Here is a 20,113-nt window from a genome sequence, read left to right as displayed (position 1 = left end):
GGACCCTTTCGGGTCCTTCCTCTGGTTGACGGCGAACTGATTTTGGATTCTTTTCTCAGCGACAAACAGAAACACTACGATGTTTGCCTTAGCAAGCACGAATCAGAGAAGAGGGGTCTTCACTAACCCGTGATCTGACGCTTCTACAAGTCGTGAACAAGATCTCCTTGCGGTTTGTTTCTCGCGTAATCCTCTAAACGGACCAACGGAACCACACCTCTCTTGCTCGCCGTCGATTGTATTATGTGCAGGATTCGTTTTTCTATACACATTTATTTTATTGAAACAAAATTCCTTAATGGACGCGGGCCTTTTCTTCCTTCTTCCACTTGCGGTCCTTATTTGACGTCTCCGGGAATTTTTCGCCCTTCTGCAACGTGATCCGCTGTGGATTTTGAATTTGGGTATGAAAACTCCGCGCCTCACCGACTTCCACATATACGCCCGGGTTTGGTGCGCGCATGCCTTCCTCGAATTCGGTTTGTTCACCCATCTGGCGTTCCTCCTTTCAGTTTCACATTGGAATTCAAGCTTATTGTTTGTCGGAGAAATTTAAACATGTACCTCGAAGTACCGATAATTATTTACAAGCATAAAAGCAACTCGGGGCAGTTCGGGGACAATAATCAGGATTGGGATGCGGCAGGCGAAAAGCTGAAGTGTATTCAATCAGTACGGACAACAAAAATCGGAGTTGAACTGAAGTAAGACTGGAATGTAGGAGGCAGGTATTGGGATCTTGCACTGCTGACTTCAATTTGATATACTACTATGGTGCGAGTTTACGCTCGCTCCTTGCTCCCAAACGAGTGACGTATTGGGGGCCATAGTCCAAGAGGAGGTGAATCAGATGCGCAAATACGAAGTGATGTACATTATTCGTCCTGACGTTGAACAAGAAGCTGTTCAAGCTACAGTCGAAAAATTCCAAGGCATCATCCAAAACGGCGGTGAAATTACCAAACATGACGTGATGGGCAAACGCCGGCTTGCGTATGAGATTAACAAGGTTCGTGACGGAGTTTACGTTCTCGTAAATTTCACAGCTACCCCTGAAGTGGTTGCTGAGTTGGAACGGATCTTGAAGATTTCCGACGAGGTTATCCGTTATCTCATTACAAAAGACGTAGCCTAATTCAAGTTTGAGTAACCATTGCCCGAAGGAGGGGATTTGATTGTTGAACCGTGTCATACTCATCGGACGTCTTACCCGGGATCCAGAGCTACGATATACGCCAGCCGGCGTAGCGGTAACTCAGTTTACGCTTGCTGTGGACAGACCGTTCACCTCGCAAGGGGGCGAACGCGAAGCGGATTTTATCCCGGTCGTAACCTGGAGACAGCTTGCCGAGACTTGCGCGAACTATTTGCGTAAAGGCCGGTTGACGGCTGTGGAAGGACGTATTCAAGTACGGAACTACGAGAATAACGAAGGTAAACGCGTATACGTAACCGAAGTTATTGCCGATAATGTCCGTTTCTTGGAATCGAACCGCGAAGGCGGTGCTGGTGGTGGCGGCGGTGCGCGAGAGGAAGCTCCATTTGGAAGCGGCGGCGGTGGCAATAGCAACCGTGGCGGTAACTTCTCACGCGGCAATCAAGATGATCCATTCTCCGACGACGGGAAACCGATCGATATTTCGGATGACGATTTGCCATTTTAAACACGGAAAGGACTGAAAAGCATGAGCTTCAAGCAAAGAGAAGGCGGAGACGACAAAAGACCGGCTCGCCGTGGCGGCCGCAACAAACGTCGTAAAGTGTGCTACTTCACTGTGAATAAAATTACTCACATTGATTATAAAGATACGGAGCTGCTGAAGAAATTCATCAGCGAACGCGGCAAGATTTTGCCTCGTCGTGTTACGGGCACTAGCGCTAAATACCAACGCCTTTTGACGATTGCAATCAAACGCTCCCGTCAAATCGCATTGCTTCCTTACACAACGGAATAAGCAGCTATCTGCTAAAGAGACAGTCGGACCTAAGAGGGTCCGACTGTTTTTTTTATTTAGAAAACGGGATGAACCTCTATAAAACAACGAATCGAGTAGTTACGACATGGTTCTAGTAAATGAATGAAAGATTTAGTCGATTGGTGACGAGAAAAATAGATAAATATCGAAAATTGTTAACACGTACAGTTAAGTACGAGTAAGAAAAATTAACGTTAAACTTTTTGTAAACGCTTCATATTAATTATTTCTATAAAATATTAGTAATTCAGGGGTAAAAAGGAGCCAACAAACGATTAAAAAAGATATTGACGTGAGATATTTTCACATGTATTATGAACAATAATTCAACTGGTGTTTTTCCCATGCTGGGGACCGGCTAAAGACCCTTATTAACCGTTGGTTTATATCGATCCTATGTCACTCTTTATTACAAACGGGTAACTAAAATCACATCTTAAAGGTAAACGGTTTATGGGTGAAGTAGTGCCAAAGGTTAATAGGTAAGTCGTTATATTCCGGGTCTTAAGCATGGTTAGAAGTGACGGAGGAGGATAAAGGGGGAGATTGGAAGGTACGTCAGATGAAAAGTGAACTAACTGCATGTTCTCAACTTCATTTAACAAGGAGGAGTCAACTCACATGGTGGCTAAGAAGAGAAGGTTATGGTCTATTTTACTTATTTTATCTCTCGTAGGTATTTTGTTTACGGGTTGCAGTACGAATAACACAGCTTCCAATACGCCGACTCCGACAGAGAACAACACAACTCCAGAGAATACAACGGAGCCTGAAGCAGAACCATCGCCGGATGAGCCGGTGGATGGCGGTACGATTACGTTAAGTACTTTCTCTGACGTCGTCAGCCTGAACCCTATATTCATTAATGATACTTCTTCCGGCGATGTGGCGCAGTTCCTATTCGCCAAGTTGTATGATTTGGACCGTGAAGGGAATGTGGTTGCAGAACCATGGTCTCTGGCCTCCGATCTGCCTCAAATTTCGGAAGATGGTTTGACATATACCGTGAAGCTGAAAGATACCGCTAAATGGAGCGACGGCCAGCCGGTAACGGTAGACGACCTCATCTTTACCTTCGATACGATACGAAATCCAGAAGCAGGTGCTCCGGGTATCAGCTTATTCGATAAGGTAGAGAAAGTTGAAAAAGTGGATGATCATACCGCGAATATTAAATTGAAACAGGTTTATGCCCCGTTTCAATACACACTGGTCACTGAATTGGTTCCAGCGCATGTTCTGAAGGATGTCCCTGTGAAGGAACTCCAAGCTAACGCCTATGGTACTGATCCAGCTAAAACGGTCACAAACGGTCCTTGGAAATGGACTTCATGGAAGCAAGGCGAAAGCCATACGTTGGATGCGGATCCGAACTACTGGGGCGCGACCAAGCCTCATATCGCTCAAGTGATCTATAAAATTTACGCCGACCAAAATACCGAGGTTCAGGCGATCTTGAAAGGTGACACGGACCATATTAGTGCCATTCCGGTCACACAAGTCGAAGCTGTAAAAGGCAATAAGGATGTCGCGATTATCCAGAAGCCGGGACCAACTTATGAATACGTCAGCTTCAACTTTGATTCGAAGAACTTCCCGGACAATTACGGGTTGTTTGCAGGGCAAAAGACAAGACAGGCGATCGCTTATGCCTTGAATCGACAAGGGATGGTTGACAACGTTCTTAAAGGGGTTGGGGCTCTGATCAACGCTCCGTTCCTGCCGGATACGTGGGCTGACCCGAAAGACGCGGCTGTCAATTATGCTTATGATTCGGAGAAGGCGAAGCAGCTGCTTGCGGAAGACGGATGGGTTGCTGGTAAAGATGGAATTCTGGAGAAAGATGGACACCGCTTCTCCTTTGAATTGCAATACAATGCGGGGAACAGCCGTCGCGAACAAGTCTCGGCAATCATTCAACAAAATCTCGCTGATGTTGGCATTGAGGTCAAACCTAAAGGCATTGACTTTGCGGCTTGGATCGATCAAAACGTGACGCCTGGTAAATATCAAGCGATTCTGTTGGGTTGGTCTTTGAACACGCCGGATCCGGATTCGGAGAGCATTTACTCTTCCAAGTACTTCCCGCCAGCAGGACAAAACAGCGGCTGGTATAAAAATGAGAAGCTTGATCAGCTGTGGGTGGATGGCTACTCTACGGTAGACCAAGCGGAACGTCAAGCGATTTATAAGGAAGTTGCCAAGGAAATCTCGACCGACTTGCCGTACGTCTTCCTATATCAATACGGAAGTGCGATCGGAACAGGACCAAGAGTTCACTGGGCAGAGGAGGACCGGCCTGAACCGTCGTTGGGCTATGGCCAATACTTCCACCTCATTAAATGGTGGGTAACCGATTAAGGAAAAGAGCGGATACAGGAAATAGAACCGCGGGAGGGGAAAGAGAAAATTCTCTTTCTCCTTCTCCCTTTCAAGGAGAAGAAGCTCTTCCCGGTTTTATACCTATCTTGATGTAGGAGGAAAAACAATGACAGAATATCTGATCCGTCGCTTGCTGCAATCGGTTCTGGTCATTTTTTTGATCACCATCGTCACCTTTCTGCTGATCCATGCGGCACCGGGCGGACCGACCCAAGTGATGCTTGCCCCGGGCTTGTCGCCGGAAGCATTCGAGCAGCAAAAGCGTAATATGGGGCTGGATCAACCGATCCCTGTGCAATATGTCCGGTGGATTGGCGATTTGCTTCAGGGCGATTTGGGATATACGTTCAAAAACCATCTTCCTGTTGGCGATTTACTGTGGCCGCGGATCGGTAATACATTAATTCTGATGGGGGCTGCTTGGCTGCTTACCCTTGTAATTGCCCTTCCATGGGGGATTTACAACAGTACGAAAGAATATGGGTTGTCAGATCAGACGGCTTCTTTTATCTCTTATCTAGGCTTTGCTATGCCGACGTTTTGGTTCGGTATCCTGCTGCAGCAATGGTTATCTCTCGGTCTGGATTGGTTCCCGCTTTCGGACATGCATAGCCGCGGCAAAGAAGGCAGTATCGCCGACTTATTTATGCATTTAGTGCTTCCGGTTACGGTGCTTTCTCTTGGTTTTCTTGCTTCCTATATTAAATACGCCCGAGCTAGTATGTTGGAGGTGTTGGAGCAAGATTACATCCGTACGGCTCGTGCAAAAGGCGTTAAGGAAAGAAAGGTCGTGTTCCGGCACGCCTTACGTAATGCACTAATCCCGATCATTACGATTTTAGGATTGGACTTGCCGCTGCTTGTGGGTGGCGCAGCCCTCACAGAAAATGTGTTTAACTGGCCGGGGATGGGACGCCTATATGTCGAGATGGCAACGGCACGAGAATATTCCGTGCTGATGGCAATTACGATTGTCACCGCTGTCGTCGTTGTCCTTGGTAGTTTGCTTGCGGACATTCTGTACGCCATTGTAGACCCTCGGGTGAAATTGGGAGGAAAGGGGACGAAGGCCGCATGAGTGATATGAAAGTAACAATATCGCCGAGAACGTCTCCGGACGCGTTAACTCCTGAACCGAATCAAGCGCCTAAACTTAAAGATACGACAGCCGCGCTTCCTGCCAAGAAACCATTGGGACCTTGGGCCCTGTTATGGAAGAAGTTCTCGCATAATCCCTACGCGATGACCGGGTTAGGAGTGATGCTGATTTTTATTCTGGCCGCCATATTTGCGCCATGGCTTACCAAATACGATCCGGCAAAGATCGATATGATGTTCCCGAATCTCCCAGCAGGGGCCGAGGGGCATCTATTGGGTACGGACGAATTGGGGCGTGACGTATTCACGAGGCTTCTGTATAGCGCGAGAGTTTCCTTATTAATCGGTTTTTCCGTGGCATTTGCTTCTGTCGTGATCGGGTCGATTATCGGTGCGCTGTCCGGTTATTTCGGCGGGTGGATCGATACCGTATTTATGAGGATCGTTGACGTGATGAACTCGGTACCTACGTTGTTCCTTAACATCTTGGTGCTTGCGATCTTTGGTTCGGAAATTAAATATATGATTATGATATTGGCATTTACAAGCTGGATGAGCATCGCACGGTTGGTGCGGGGGAACTTTCTTCAATTAAGGGAGATGCAGTATGTGGAAGCCGCTCGCGCCATTGGGGTATCAAATACGGGAATTATTTTCCGCCATTTACTGCGCAACTCGACGTTCCCGATTATCGTCAACGCGACCTTGATGGTTGGTGCGGCGATTCTAAGCGAGTCGGCCTTGTCTTACCTTGGTTTAGGCATACAGCCGCCTGCCACTAGTTGGGGGCTCATGTTAAGTAACGCTCAGGAGTTTATGTTGGTTGATAAAATGCAGGCCGTATATCCTGGCTTGTGTATCTTGATTGTCGTCCTTGCGGTGAACTTTATCGGTGACGGTATCCGCGATGCGCTGGATCCAAGACAGAATATCAACAAATCCCGGGGGAGGCTGGCAAAATGGCGGAGAAACTTCTCGAAATCCGGAAATTAACGGCGGGCTTTTTGACGGAGAATGGGGTTGTCAAGGCGACCGATCGGATTTCGTTATCCATAGGCAAGGGGCAAACGGTTTGTCTGGTAGGTGAATCGGGCAGCGGGAAAAGCGTCACCTCGCTTGCCATCATGCGGTTGATCGATTACGCCGGCGGAATGATTATGGAGGGCAACATTACGTTCCGCGGTCAGGATTTAACCACCAAGAAGCAAGAGGAGATGCGGCATATCCGCGGCAACCAAGTCGCGATGATCTTCCAGGATCCTATGTCGGCGTTGAACCCGGTGTTTACGGTTGGGGAACAGATCGCCGAAAGCTTGCGGCTGCATCAGAATAAGAACGCGGATGAAGCTTGGAGCATGGCTGTGGACCTGCTGAAGCTCGTCGGCATTCCTGCTCCGGAAATCCGCGCCAAGCAATATCCCCACGAGTTGTCGGGCGGGATGTGTCAACGGGTCGTCATTGCCATTGCCTTAGCCTGTAATCCGGAGATGTTGATCGCCGACGAACCAACCACCGCACTGGATGTCACGGTTCAAGCGCAGATCCTTGATCTGTTGCGGAAGCTGCAGGCCGAGCTCGGCATGTCCATCCTGCTGATTACCCATGACATGGGCGTAGCTGCGGAAATGGCAGACCGGGTTGCGGTGATGTATGCGGGAGCGATCGTCGAAGAAGGCCCGGTAGAGGACATCTTCAATCAGCCCAGCCACCCGTACACGGTAGGATTGCTCCAATCGATTCCGGGATTTGAAGGGGAACGGGGGGGAGAACTGTACACAATCCAGGGGACGATCCCGCCGATCGGTCAGTTGCCTTCCGGTTGCCGGTTTCACCCCCGTTGCCCGCATGCGACGGAAGTTTGCCGGCAGAAGGAACCGCCGGAGTTTATGATCGGGGCAGATCATCGCGCCTCTTGCTGGCTCTATGAAGATAAGCCGGTACACATAGGCGATGACCACAGCAGCAGAGAAGAGGTGAAACCCGCATGGTGACGGAAACGGCAAATGTAAAGGTAAAGCGACCGGGAGCTTTGAAATCAGGGGAGATCCTTGTGGATATCCGAGGGATCAAGAAGTATTTCCCGATTCACAAGGGTCTGCTCAGCCGAGTTGTCGGCCAAGTGAAGGCGGTGGACGATGTATCCTTGGCAATACACCAAGGGGAAACCTTCGGACTAGTCGGAGAATCCGGCTGCGGCAAGTCAACGCTAGGGCGTGTCATCCTTCGTTTGCAAGGAGCTACGGAGGGTGAAGTGGTATACCAGGGCCAAGATATCCATTCATTACGAGGCCCCAAGCTGCGGAAGCTTCGCGAAGAGATGCAGATCATTTTTCAAGATCCGTTTGGTTCACTGAATCCGCGTTTTTTAGTTAAAGATATCATCGGCGAGCCGTTGCGCGTGCACCGCAACCTGTCTCCTAAGCAGGTGGATGCACGGGTTGTTGAGCTAATGGAACTGGTTGGATTGGATGCCAGCCGACGCAATCGTTATCCGCATGAATTCTCCGGGGGGCAGCGTCAGCGGATCGGCATTGCCCGGGCAATAGCGCTCAACCCTAAATTCATCGTGGCCGATGAGGCCGTGTCGGCGCTTGACGTGTCCGTCCAATCGCAAGTCATTAATCTGCTCATGAAGCTGCAACGGGAATTGGGTCTGACATTCCTCTTTATTGCCCATGGGCTTAACGTTGTACGACATATCTCTGACCGGGTCGGCGTCATGTATCTGGGCAAGTTGGTGGAGGTTGGAGAGACAGAGACGTTGTTCGCGTCGCCGTTGCACCCCTATACCGCCGCTTTATTATCGGCGATTCCCAAGCCGGTGCCGGGTCGCAAGCAAGAGCGGATTGTGCTGCAGGGAGATGTTCCCTCCCCGGCGAACCCGCCCTCCGGCTGCCGCTTCCACACCCGCTGTCCGTTCGCTCAAGAGCTTTGCTCCAAGGTGGAGCCGCAATTGGTAGAGGCGGTTCCTGGACGTCAGGTGGCCTGCCATTTCCCGCTGCAGCCTGGGGCTATGTTGTCCTAACCTAACAGCGGAAGCAAGCTAGCTCTCCAAATCGATGATGGCAGAGGCCCGATCTCCGGAAGGAGCGGGTCTCTTCTTTTGCCACCGCTAACCTAAATTCGATACTTGCCTGGTTGGCCGACCAGCATCTGCATGTACCCCATTGTTGTACCCGAATTCCCCGATGTGTTATAGTACGAAGCGGTAGAGTTGTTTTTGAAGAGTGATAGATAGAGATGTTAGTAAAAGTAGACTCGTGGCGAACTCATAGATGAAGATATGCGAAACCAACCAGATCGGCGATGGAGGCGTAAATCAATGATTGAACGACAGAAAAGGCATAAGGCGAAACCGAAGAAAAATCGTAAAAAAATGGCAATGATCATTTTGGTGGCTCTATTATTGATTGGGGCTGGGGGATATTTGTTCCGCAAACCGCTCGCGGTAATGGCTTTTGACTTGTTCCTGTCAGGGAAGGTCGAAGAGACGCTGGAACGTTCGTATTCTCCTCTGGAAGGGGAGCAGGCCCAGTCGGTGCAACCGCAGGAGGAGAACATGAAGCCGTTCAGCGTGTTGCTGCTTGGCGTGGATCAACGGAATAACGAGCCGGCCCGCTCGGATACGATGATCTATGCGGTGGTGCGCCCGGAGGATGCCAAGGTGCTTCTGGTCTCCATCCCGCGCGACACCTACACCGAGATTGTGGGTAAGGATAAAGAAGACAAGATCAACCATGCGTATGCTTTTGGCGGAGAGAAGATGGCTAAGGACACGGTGGAGAATTTCATTGGTTATCCGGTTGATAACTATGCGGCTATCAATTTTCAAGGTGTCCGGGACATCGTCGACGCATTAGGCGGCGTGGAGCTGCCCATAACGAAGGACATTGTGAATAAGCAAGCCGATCATGAGAAGTTTACGATTCAGGCCGGCAAGCCGTTATACGACGGTACGGAGGCACTGAACTTCGTTCGTTACCGCGAGGACAGCGACTTTAATCGGACGAAACGGCATCAGGTATTCCTGAACGCGATGGTCAACCGAATGTTAAAGCTGGACCAAGTGACAAAAATTCCTGAATTGATGAACCTGATGGGCGATAATTTTAAGACGGACCTGCCGCCGAGCCAAATCATCGATTTGTCTAAACAAGTGCTGCTGGGCGATGCCTCTCCGCAAATCAGCGGATTTACGATCATGGGCGAAGGGATACGGCTGAACGGCGTTTATTACGACAAAGCTAACGAAGAAGATGTCACCTTTGCGAAAGAGATGATCGACAACTGGCTTAACCCGGAGACCGAGGCGTCCGCTCTGATTACACCGGAATCCCGGGATGCCGAGAAGGCCGAAACTGAGCAAAACAGCACGCAAGGAACGGCGACAAACCAGGAATAGCAAGAATGAGTCATCTTAGGGCATCATAGTTTAGAATAAACCGTGTTATAGACTTACCTCAGACCTCGGCAGTCCGGTGTTCCGGCTGCCGATTTCACGCGGCCCGGTCCGGAACATATCCCGTTTCGTAACGTATCCAATAGGGGAGTCTGAATGAAGGATGAGGAGGATTTTGTTCTCATGAATATAGCGTTTTTTTTGCTTCCGAAAAATGATGTGGTGACCGTAACGCTGGAGTCCACTTTGCGGCAGACGTTGGAACGTATGGAGTTTCACCGATATACGGCTGTGCCGATTATCGACCACGACGGGGCTTATGTCGGCACCGTGACGGAAGGCGACTTACTTTGGCACATGAAGAATTCGAATGGAAAGATCACTTTTGAGACCGCTTCAAAATTTCTGCTCAAGGACGTTCCATTGAAGATGGAAATCAAGCCGGTTCAGATCGATGCGGATATGGAGGACCTGATTAATCTGGCGAAGGTGCAAAACTTCGTGCCCGTCGTTGACGATCGGGGCCGGTTCATCGGGATCGTCCGACGCAGTCAGATTATCGAATATTGCGAAAAGTTTGTGACCCGAAATGCGGCTCAAACCCAATAAATCCTAAAGGTTTGCGTCTTTTGTCGCGGTTGCATTATGCTATAATGAAGAATAAAGCTTATTCGGGGAGGGTGGAAGCTGTCCGCCATGCAAAGGGAAATGGATGTGGCCAAACGTGCCAAGGTGATTGAATGGCTCAAAACGGAAGTAGTCGATCACGTATCCCGTTTGTTTAAGGCATTATGGGAAGGCAGCACGACACGGGTAACGGACAGTCTTGCCAGTCTGATTGTCAGCAGTTATATTTTGGGACGAAGACTAGGTGTTTCCTATCGGGATATGGATGACAGCATCTTGGAGAAACTGAAAAAACATAAGCAGGAGGGTCACCAGCTCGAGGATTGGTATCAAGATATTTCTACCCTGGAAGAACATATGCGTAAGAGGTGAACCCATTTGAAGTTACGCTGGACATCGGTGGCCTGGAGCGTCGCATATTTGCTGCTTCTGTTGTCACTTGCAACTCCGCTTACCGTGATCACGATGTTTTTTCTGATCGTACCGGGCATTTTGCTATACACGACCTTGTCGACGAGGGTATTTCTCTTACACGTCGCAGGGGTCTGGCTGGCGGTTTCGTTGATCTTCGGACCGGTTATTCTGCTGCAAGCGGTGTATTTTATTATTCCTTCGATCGTGATGGGCTATTTATATAAGAAAAGAGTCCCGGCTTTCCGCACGATCATGACGGGTGCCGGCACCATTTTGCTGGAATTTTTGCTGGTCCTTCTGATCAGCACCGTGTTCTTTGACTTCAACCTGGCTACGGCCATCGAGGACCTGCTCAATACGGCCATGACTCCGTTTACGAATGTCGCTGACAGCTCGCTAACCGGCGGTTTCGTATGGTCTCCGGAGATGAGCCAGCAGTTCTCCAGTCTGACAGTGCGGATGATTCCATTTACGATGATCGTCTTCTCGCTCCTGATCGCCGCAGTGGCTCATGCCATCTCCCGGCCGACGTTATCCAGCTTGGGGCATGCGGTGCCGAAGCTCCCGCCGGTTCGCGATTGGCGGTTGCCGCGTTCGCTGATCTGGTACTACTTGATTGGCGTGCTTTTACAGTGGTTTGGCGGAGAATCCGTACAACAGGGGTTCATGGGCACGATTTTGTTGAACCTGATGCCGCTGCTACAATTTCTCTTTATGGTCCAAACGGCAAGCTTCTTCTTCTTTGCGGCCTATCACCGCAAGTGGAACCCGGTCATTCCGATTCTGCTAATCGTAGCGATGTTGTTTATACCGCCGCTGCGGATCGTGGGGATTCTGGACATTGCATTTCCGCTACGGGATATGATTACGAGATCAAGACGATAGGGTGAGAAGGCATGCCTAATATTCTGCAAAAACGTTGGTACGGTTACCAGACCGTATGGATGTTCATGCTTCAGTTGCTGCTCGTCATCTTCGTCTCCTACTTTAACTGGATTTTGGGGCTGGTCAGCTTATGCCTCGTCGGTGTGTTGACTTACAGCATGCTGCGGGTGGAGCGGCAGTTCCGCAAAGAACTGATCCGCTATGTGACCGACCTGAACTACCGGATCAAACGGGTGGAAGGCGAAGCGGTTAGTAAATTGCCGTTTGGCGTGATGCTGTATAGTGAGGAACGGACGATCGAATGGCATAACCATTTCGTGGCCGGGATGTACGGCAAGGATTCGGTTGTCGGCCTGCCGCTGTCCGAGCTGTTGCCACAGCTTCCGGCGCCAAGCCGGGACAAGAAGGACGGCGGCGGCGCTCGAACAACCGTGGAGATGATGGTGGGGGAACGGCATTATGAGCTGACCGTTGATGCGAACGAACGGCTTATCTATTTTCACGACATGACGGAGCTGGCGGTGCTGCGCAGTCGGTACGAAGACGAACGGGCTGCGCTGGGCATCGTACTGCTGGACAATCTGGATGAAGCTACCCAGGGCATGGATGACCAGCAGCGAACCGCGCTCATCGCCCGTGTGGCGACGGCGATCACGGAATGGGCCAAACAGTACCGCGTGTACCTGCGGCGGCTGTCCTCCGAGCGATATCTGATGATTCTGAATCAGAAATCGCTGGACGAACTGGAGCAAAGCCGGTTCGTGATCTTGGACGAGGTCCGCGAAATGACCGCGGACCTGAAGGTGCCGATTACACTCAGCATCGGCCTCGCTTTTGGTGCCGAGCGCTTCAGCGAGCTGGGCGAACTCGCCCAGTCCAGCTTGGATATGGCGCTCGGCCGCGGGGGGGACCAGGCCGCCGTGAAGGCCGGTCAGCGGTTGTCCTTCTATGGCGGCAAATCCGGCGCCATAGAGAAGCGGACTCGCGTCCGCGCCCGCGTCATCGCGCATGCCTTGCGCGATTTGATGCAGGAGAGCGACCGCGTCATTATCATGGGCCATCGCGTACCGGACCTCGACGTGATCGGTGCCTCCATCGGCGTGCTGAAAGCCGCCGATATGTACAAGGTCGAGGCCCATATCGTGCTGGATGGCCCGAACCCGGCGATCGAGCGCCTGATGGAGCGCATCGGCAAAGAAGAGGCCCTGCTCCGGCGCTTTATCACGCCGGAGCAGGCCATGAACATGATGACCGAGCATACGTTGCTCGTGCTCGTCGATACGCATAAGGCTTCCATTACGATGGAGCCCCGGCTGGTCGAAGAAGCCAGCCGCGTCGTCATCGTGGACCACCATCGCCGCGGGGAGGAATTCGTGGCCGATGCGGTGCTCGTCTACCTGGAGCCTTACGCTTCCTCGGCTTGCGAGCTCGTCACCGAGCTGCTGCAGTACATTCACGAGAAGGTGGAGCTCAGCCCGCTGGAAGCGACGACGCTGCTTGCGGGCATCACCGTTGATACGAAGCATTTCGCGCTTCATACCGGCTCTCGGACGTTTGAGGCTGCGGCGTTCCTCCGCCGTAACGGGGCGGACACGGTGATGGTGCAACGACTGTTGAAGGAAGACTTGCAGGAGTACATCGCCAAGGCCGATATCATCAAGCATGCCCGCATGATCCATGGGCATATCGCCTTGGCGGTGACGGAAACGAACCGCAAAATCCCTCAGTTGTTGATCGCTCAAGTGGCGGATACGCTGCTGAACATGACCGGCGTATTAGCCTCATTCGTGATCAGCAAGCGGCCGGATGGCCTGATCGGGATTAGCGCCCGTTCGCTCGGGAGCATGAACGTACAGGTGGTCATGGAGCGGCTCGGCGGCGGAGGACATTTGACGAATGCGGCCGTTCAATTGGAAGGAACCCAGGCGGAAGCGGAGAAACGATTGCTCGCCGTGCTGGATGAAATAGAGAAGGAAGAGGGGTTATTCGAATGAAAGTGATCTTTTTGAAGGATGTTAAGGGCCAAGGGAAAAAGGGTGAAGTCAAAGAGGTATCGGAAGGCTATGCACAGAACTTCCTGATGCCGCGGGGACTGGTTCGTCCGGCTACCGAAGGTAATGTGAAGACACTGGAGCAGCAAGCGGCATCCGAACTGAAGCGCAAAGCGCAAGAGAAGGACGAGGCGATCCAGCTCGGCAAGAAGCTGGAGGAAATGACCGTACAGCTGAAAGCGAAAGCCGGTGAAGGCGGCCGCTTGTTCGGCGCGATTACCAGTAAGCAAGTTGCCGAGGCGCTGGAGAAAGTCGGCGTGAAGCTCGATAAGCGGAAAATCGAAATGCATGATCCAATCCGGACATTAGGCGTAACGCAAGTGCCGGTGAAGCTTCACCCGGAAGTGAAGTCGACGCTTAAGGTTCACGTCACGGAGGAGTAAGATGAGCGGCGATCTGTTTTTTGACCGGATCCCCCCGCAAAACCTAGAAGCTGAGCAGGCGGTACTCGGGGCGGTACTGCTTCAATCGGAAGCGCTCATCTCCGCGATGGAGCGGGTGCGGACCGAAGATTTCTACGATAAGCCCCATCAATTGATTTATGAAGCGATGGTTCAGCTGGGCGAGGAAGGCAAACCGATTGACCTCGTGACGTTGACCGCCAAGCTGAAGGACCGCGGCGAGCTCGAGGAGATCGGCGGCGTCAGTTATTTGGCCAAGCTGGCACATGCCGTGCCGACGGCAGCCAACGTGGATTATTACGCGCGGATCATCGAAGAGAAATCGATGTTGCGGCGGTTGATCCGCACGGCGACGCAAATCGTCAGCGATGGGTACACCGGCGGCGAAGACGTGGCCGATATGCTCAGCGATGCCGAGCGGCGCATCTTGGAGATTTCCAACCGCCGATCGGGCAGCGGCTTTATCGCTATCCGCGACGTGCTGATGGAAGTGTTCGACCGCGTCGAGACGTTACATCAGAATCGGGGAACGACCACCGGGATTCCGTCCGGGTTTGTGGATTTGGACCGAATGACGGCGGGATTTCAGCGCAGTGACTTAATTATCGTAGCCGCGCGGCCTTCCGTAGGTAAAACGGCGTTTGCCTTGAACATTGCGCAAAATGTGGCGGTGCGCGCCAAAGAGACGGTGGCGATCTTCAGTCTGGAGATGTCCGCGGCCCAGCTGGTCCAGCGGATGATCTGCGCCGAGGCGAACCTCGATGCCAGCGTCATGCGGACCGGGGAATTCAAGAGTGATGACGATTGGTCAAAGCTGACGATGGGCATTGCCGCCTTGTCGGAAGCGGACATTTATATCGACGATACCCCGGGGATTACGGTTGCTGATATCCGGGCGAAATGTCGCCGGCTCAAGAAGGAGCGCGGCCTAGGCATGATCGTAATCGATTACCTGCAGTTGATTCAAGGCCGGGGCAAAGCTGGCGAGAACCGGCAGCAGGAGGTCTCGGAAATTTCCCGGACATTGAAGCAAATCGGCCGGGAGCTGGAAGTGCCGGTCATTGCCTTGTCTCAGTTAAGCCGGGGCGTGGAACAGCGGCAGGACAAGCGTCCAATGATGTCTGACCTTCGGGAGTCCGGTTCCATCGAGCAGGATGCCGATATCGTAGCGTTTCTGTACCGGGACGATTATTATAATCAGGAAACCGAGAAGAAGAACATTATCGAAATTATTATCGCGAAGCAGCGGAACGGCCCGGTTGGGACCGTCGAACTGGTGTTCCTGAAGAACTTCAACAAGTTCGCCAATTATGAGCGGGCTCATGCGGACGCTTTTGCGGGCTAACATAAGTACGATACTTTATTTGGAACTCATCACTCATCATCATGAAATAGATCATCTTCAAGCTATATCGGATTCTAAGGGCAGACCTAACGCGTCGCCCTTTTTTGTTGGGTTGTTGAATTAATTCCGAACATTTGTAAAATGAGACCGAATAATCGTTCGCTTTTTAATTTGACTTTAAAAATAGAGACTGTTAAACTGGTATTGCTGCGTTAAAGCAATGATCAGTCAGTCGCAGGTTGACGGCAGCGGCGTGTTTGTTAGTGCGTACAACAAGATGAAGTGTCGGATCAGCCTATGGGTTGCATTTGCAGGATGCAATCGAAAGGCTGTCTTTTGCAATGCTCAAATACAGGTGCTTGACGCACCGGGTGGGGGAATGTACATGTCAACGGTAGTCGTTGTGGGAACGCAATGGGGAGACGAAGGTAAAGGTAAAATCACGGATTTCTTGGCGGACAGCGCCGATGTGGTGGCCCGTTATCAAGGCGGTAACAACGCCGGTCACACCATTCTTATCGACGGCAAGAAGTACAAACTCACCTTGATTCCGTCAGGCATCTTCAATCAAAATAAACGTTGTGTGATTGGGAACGGGGTCGTTATTAATCCGGCCGCATTGATCGAGGAAATCAACTATGTGGAAGAGAACGGCTTCAGCGCGAAGAATTTGGTGATCAGCGATCGCGCTCATGTGATTTTGCCGTATCATTTGGTGCTGGATGCGTTGGAGGAAGAACGCAAAGGCGAGAACAAGATCGGGACGACCAAGAAGGGGATCGGGCCGGCCTATATGGATAAAGCCTCCCGCAGCGGGATTCGGATTGCCGATTTGATGGATGCGGAGGAGTTCGAAGCGAAGCTGCGCCATGCGATGAAGGAGAAGAATCACCTGATCGAGACTGTCTATGGGGGTCAGCCGCTGGACGTGGAGGAAGTGCTGCAGCAATACCTGGAGTACGCAGAAATCATTCGTCCGTACGTAGCCGATACGTCGGTGATTTTGAACGAAGCGATTGATGCGGGTGAGAAGGTGCTGTTCGAAGGCGCGCAAGGCGTCATGCTCGACATTGATCAAGGGACTTATCCGTTCGTAACGTCGTCCAATCCGTCGGCAGGTGGGGTCTGCAACGGCAGCGGCGTGGGACCTACGAAGATCCACCAGATCATCGGTGTGGCTAAGGCGTACACGACCCGCGTCGGCGACGGTCCGTTCCCAACGGAGCTGTTCGACGAGGTGGGTCACATGATCCGCGAGACCGGCCACGAGTACGGGACAGTAACCGGACGTCCGCGCCGGGTTGGCTGGTTCGACAGCGTCGTTGTCCGCCATACGCGCCGTGTCAGCGGACTGACCGGGTTATCGCTCAACTCGCTGGACGTGTTGACCGGGCTGAAAACCGTGAAGATTTGCACCGGTTATAAATACCGCGGCGAGATTATCACCCATTACCCAGCCAGCTTGAAAATGCTTGCCGAATGCGAAGCGGTGTACGAAGAAATGCCGGGTTGGTCGGAGGATATTTCCGGCGCGAAAACGTTGGAGGATCTCCCAGAGACGACCCGCAATTATGTCCGCCGCGTATCCGAGTTGACCGGTGTGCCGATCGCGATCTTCTCGGTAGGCCGCAACCGCAGCCAAACGAATCAAGTGCTGCCGATCTACGAATAAGCAATAAATCCTAGACTATGAACCTATAGGAGTCGCCGATAGAAGATGGAAACATCGCTCTGCTGGCGGCTTCTTTTTCTAGTTTTGCCTACGAACTAAGGTTGAAATCGGGTTTCGCCGTCCATACTGGAGGTTGAGAGACTAGATTCTTAGGCAGTAGGAGGATAAAACGATGAAATGGCTCGGATGGATATTGAAATTATGCGTAACGATTGTAGCGGTCAGCCTATTGACTGTTGCCACGACGGGATACGTCGTCAATTCGTACATCCAATCGCTTATGAGCAGTTATAACCTGCCGATCACCGGCCAGGCTCCTGGCTTTGGCGGGATCATGAAGGGGATGTTGGGGTTCGGCAAGGCGTCTGACCGTGCAGGCCAGGTAGAGGGGGAAGCGGATCAAAGGGAGGACGCCAACAAAGTCGAAAGCGGCTCCGTTGCCGATGCGAACTCGGGCAAAACTGGAGGCGATTCGGAAGATCCGTCTGGCGGAAGCGGAGAGAGTAACGGGACTCCCCATGGGACGACGACGGAGACCAGCGGGAACTCCCCGTCTGGGAGTACGGGTAAGGATGCTAACGAGACGGATCCGAATGGCGACGCGCCGGAGGACGCTTTACCCGTCATGGGCGGAATGAGTGCCGGTGATGCATTAGGCGAAGACCAGCAAGTTGTGGTGACGCCGGATGATCTCGTGGCCAAGAAGGAGGAGCTGCCTGATAAGCAGAAGGAAGAGATTTTTGCGATTCTCATGAAGAAGCTGCCGCAGGAGGAGATGCAAATTTTGACCATGGCTTTGGAGGGCGGACTCACCGAGACAGAAATGATGAACATCGAGCAAATGTTATCAAAACATCTGGATAAGACGGAATATGCCAAGGTGATGGAATTGTTGAAGAAGTAACGTCAAACCCCCGGCCTACAGGGAATGTCAGCGTTAACATTCACAGGATTGTAAATTAAAAATCCGGCCGAGTTGCCGCCAAAACCGTGAGAACCCGCTTCGTAAGCGGGTTGTTTGCATTTGGGCCCAAAGTTGAAATCTTTAGCTGGGCTGTGTTAAAGTAAACAATAGCGGTAAAAGGTTAAAATTTTGACACCATTTTAAGTCGAATCGAGTCGATAAATAAAGGAGATCGGTATGAAAGGTTTTACGGGAAAACGTTGGCAGCTGTGGCGCGGAGACAACTCTCGAACGCAGGAGCAACACAGCCGCCCGGAAAACGATTCAGAGATATCCGAACCAGAGAATGGACGAAAGTGGCCCCATCTTCTTAAATCCCGCAAGGTCGCCCTGGCTGGGGCAGCGGTGGTATTGATCGCCGGTACGGTTTATTTGGCAGGACAGCAATATGTCAAAGCCAATACGGTAGCCTATTACCGGGTGTACGTGGGCGGGAAGGAAATTGGCACGATCGCGAGCGAATCGCAATTACAGGCTCTGATTAAACGCAAAGAGCAGGAATATAAACAGAAGTACCCGGAAGTGGAGATGGCGGTAAATACCGCGGATATTACCACTAAACCGGAGCAGGCCTATAAAGCTGAAGTTGATGTGGATTCAACACTCAATGAGTTGTACGGGATGTTAACCGGCTATGCCAAAGGCGTGGAGCTGAAGGTGGAAGGCAAAGTGATTGCTGTCGTGAAAGATCAGGCAGCGGCGCGGGAAGTGCTGGACCGGGTTAAAACGAAATACGCACCGGATATGGCAGCCAGCACACTGGCAGCGAAGGTGAAACGTACCGGCGGCAGCGCGACGGCGGGGGCGAAAACCAAGGCCTCGAACACGACGCTGGAAACGGTAGAAATTGCCGAAGAGGTGGCGCAGGGCGAGATTAAATCAGATCCGAACAAGGTACTGAGCCCTGAGGAGGCTGTACGCAAAATCCTCCAGGGCGACGAAGAAGCCATTCAGTACGAGGTGCAGGAAGGGGATACGATTTCGTCGATCGCGGCCCGCTTTGATGTGACTCAGAAGGAGCTGTTCGCAAATAACCCGGGGGTTGAAGAGCGGACGCTGCAAATCGGAACGCTGTTGAACGTGAAGGCGGTCCAACCGGCGCTTACGGTTCGCACGGTGGAGCATGTGACGGAAGAGATTGTCACTGAGCCGCAGGTGGTCGTTAAGACGAACGCCAGCATGCGGGCGGGTGAGACCAAGGTTGTCACGCCGGGGTCCAGCGGTCTGAAAACGATGGAGTACCGGATCACGAAGGAAAACGGTATGGTCGTAGACGAAGAATGGTTAGGCCAAGAGGTCACTAAGAAATCGTCGCCAAAGATCGTTGTGCGCGGCACAAAGGTCGTGCTGGGCGAAGGTTCCGGGCAGTTTGCCTGGCCGGTATCCAGCGCCAAGATGACCAGCAGTTATGGCGAGCGCTGGGGGCGGACGCATAAAGGCGTTGACCTCGTGTCCTCGAAACGCAATATCCTCGCCGCCGATGACGGGGTGATCTCTTTTGTCGGGACGAAGACGGGCTACGGTAACGTGATCATCATCGACCACAAGAACGGGTATGAGACTTTATACGGCCACTTAAGCAAGATTAGCGTGAAGAAAGGTCAAGTCGTCGAGAAGGGCGACAAAATTGGCGTCATGGGCAACACCGGGCGTTCGACCGGCACGCATCTTCATTTCGAGATTCATAAGAACGGCAGCATTCAGAACCCGATGAAGTATCTATAAGAATCTATAAGATATAAGATCAGTCCCGCAGCCCGTGAGGGAGGCGGGCTTTTTTTGCTTCAACCTTTATTTACCCCGATAGGCATGCTGTCAATCGTTACCGGATCCACGGATAGCTGATGGAGCGTCAGATATGGTAAGATAGAGGGAGCAACAGCCCATGGCTGAAAGTTG

Annotated in this window: 19 protein-coding genes; 18 read left to right on the top strand and 1 reads right to left on the bottom strand. The window is 51.8% G+C overall.

Translation table 11 applies throughout. From position 1 onward, the window contains the following. Nucleotides 1-295: 295 nt before the first annotated feature. On the bottom strand, nt 296-493 hold the full coding sequence (locus M0651_RS05975; protein ID WP_248550922.1) for a YjzC family protein: 198 nt from the start codon (nt 491-493) through the stop codon (nt 296-298). 357 nt (nt 494-850) lie between these two features. On the opposite strand from M0651_RS05975, the gene rpsF reads away from it, so the two are divergent. The 18 genes from rpsF to M0651_RS05885 all read left to right on the top strand — a co-directional run bounded on the left by rpsF (nt 851) and on the right by M0651_RS05885 (nt 19,939). Further along, on the top strand, nt 851-1,135 hold the full coding sequence (gene rpsF / locus M0651_RS05970; RefSeq protein ID WP_155604535.1) for a 30S ribosomal protein S6: 285 nt from the start codon (nt 851-853) through the stop codon (nt 1,133-1,135). A gap of 40 nt (nt 1,136-1,175) precedes the next feature. Next, nucleotides 1,176-1,664, top strand: coding sequence for a single-stranded DNA-binding protein (ssb, locus tag M0651_RS05965; RefSeq protein WP_248550921.1), 489 nt, complete (start codon nt 1,176-1,178; stop codon nt 1,662-1,664). 21 nt (nt 1,665-1,685) lie between these two features. Beyond that, on the top strand, nt 1,686-1,955 hold the full coding sequence (gene rpsR / locus M0651_RS05960) for a 30S ribosomal protein S18 (protein ID WP_009223360.1): 270 nt from the start codon (nt 1,686-1,688) through the stop codon (nt 1,953-1,955). Nucleotides 1,956-2,597: 642 nt separating this feature from the next. Then, nucleotides 2,598-4,337: an ABC transporter substrate-binding protein gene (locus M0651_RS05955; protein ID WP_248550920.1), complete on the top strand. Its 1,740-nt coding sequence runs from the start codon at nt 2,598-2,600 to the stop codon at nt 4,335-4,337. 127 nt (nt 4,338-4,464) lie between these two features. Further along, complete coding sequence (locus M0651_RS05950; protein WP_248550919.1) at nt 4,465-5,436, top strand: ABC transporter permease; 972 nt, start codon at nt 4,465-4,467, stop codon at nt 5,434-5,436. After that, entirely contained in the window at nt 5,433-6,449 is a 1,017-nt protein-coding gene (locus M0651_RS05945) for an ABC transporter permease (RefSeq protein WP_248550918.1), read from the top strand. The genes M0651_RS05950 and M0651_RS05945 overlap by 4 nt, the downstream gene beginning before the upstream one ends. Then, nucleotides 6,416-7,447 carry an ABC transporter ATP-binding protein gene (locus tag M0651_RS05940; protein ID WP_248550917.1) on the top strand — a complete coding sequence of 344 codons (1,032 nt, stop codon included), beginning with the start codon at nt 6,416-6,418 and terminating at the stop codon, nt 7,445-7,447. Before M0651_RS05945 ends, M0651_RS05940 begins: the two co-directional genes overlap by 34 nt. Continuing rightward, complete coding sequence (locus tag M0651_RS05935) at nt 7,441-8,481, top strand: ABC transporter ATP-binding protein (RefSeq protein WP_248550916.1); 1,041 nt, start codon at nt 7,441-7,443, stop codon at nt 8,479-8,481. The genes M0651_RS05940 and M0651_RS05935 overlap by 7 nt, the downstream gene beginning before the upstream one ends. Nucleotides 8,482-8,778: 297 nt before the next feature. Beyond that, on the top strand, nt 8,779-9,858 hold the full coding sequence (locus tag M0651_RS05930) for an LCP family protein (protein WP_248550915.1): 1,080 nt from the start codon (nt 8,779-8,781) through the stop codon (nt 9,856-9,858). A gap of 180 nt (nt 9,859-10,038) precedes the next feature. Further along, entirely contained in the window at nt 10,039-10,464 is a 426-nt protein-coding gene (locus tag M0651_RS05925; RefSeq protein WP_248550914.1) for a CBS domain-containing protein, read from the top strand. Between the two features lie 87 nt (nt 10,465-10,551). Beyond that, nucleotides 10,552-10,854, top strand: coding sequence for a MazG-like family protein (locus M0651_RS05920; RefSeq protein ID WP_248550913.1), 303 nt, complete (start codon nt 10,552-10,554; stop codon nt 10,852-10,854). Nucleotides 10,855-10,860: 6 nt separating this feature from the next. Continuing rightward, nucleotides 10,861-11,781, top strand: a complete 921-nt coding sequence (locus M0651_RS05915; protein ID WP_248550912.1) for a DUF2232 domain-containing protein — start codon at nt 10,861-10,863, stop codon at nt 11,779-11,781. Nucleotides 11,782-11,792: 11 nt separating this feature from the next. Further along, a complete protein-coding gene (locus M0651_RS05910) occupies nt 11,793-13,775 on the top strand; it encodes a DHH family phosphoesterase (protein WP_248550911.1) in 1,983 nt (660 codons plus the stop codon). Beyond that, nucleotides 13,772-14,215, top strand: a complete 444-nt coding sequence (gene rplI, locus M0651_RS05905) for a 50S ribosomal protein L9 (protein WP_248550910.1) — start codon at nt 13,772-13,774, stop codon at nt 14,213-14,215. Before M0651_RS05910 ends, rplI begins: the two co-directional genes overlap by 4 nt. A gap of 1 nt (nt 14,216) precedes the next feature. Beyond that, nucleotides 14,217-15,578, top strand: a complete 1,362-nt coding sequence (dnaB, locus tag M0651_RS05900; RefSeq protein ID WP_248550909.1) for a replicative DNA helicase — start codon at nt 14,217-14,219, stop codon at nt 15,576-15,578. A gap of 385 nt (nt 15,579-15,963) precedes the next feature. Then, entirely contained in the window at nt 15,964-17,250 is a 1,287-nt protein-coding gene (locus M0651_RS05895; protein WP_248550908.1) for an adenylosuccinate synthase, read from the top strand. A gap of 172 nt (nt 17,251-17,422) precedes the next feature. Next, nucleotides 17,423-18,154 (top strand): ICP22 family protein, encoded by a 732-nt coding sequence (locus tag M0651_RS05890; protein WP_248550907.1) that lies wholly within the window; start codon nt 17,423-17,425, stop codon nt 18,152-18,154. A gap of 237 nt (nt 18,155-18,391) precedes the next feature. After that, nucleotides 18,392-19,939, top strand: coding sequence for a M23 family metallopeptidase (locus tag M0651_RS05885; RefSeq protein ID WP_248550906.1), 1,548 nt, complete (start codon nt 18,392-18,394; stop codon nt 19,937-19,939). Nucleotides 19,940-20,113 lie beyond the last annotated feature (174 nt).

The organism is Paenibacillus mellifer (assembly GCF_023195895.1).
Taxonomy (GTDB): Bacteria; Bacillota; Bacilli; order Paenibacillales; family Paenibacillaceae; genus Fontibacillus; species Fontibacillus mellifer.
The sequence above is the reverse complement of the archived record's forward strand: the minus strand, read 5'-3'. Positions and strand labels throughout refer to the sequence as shown.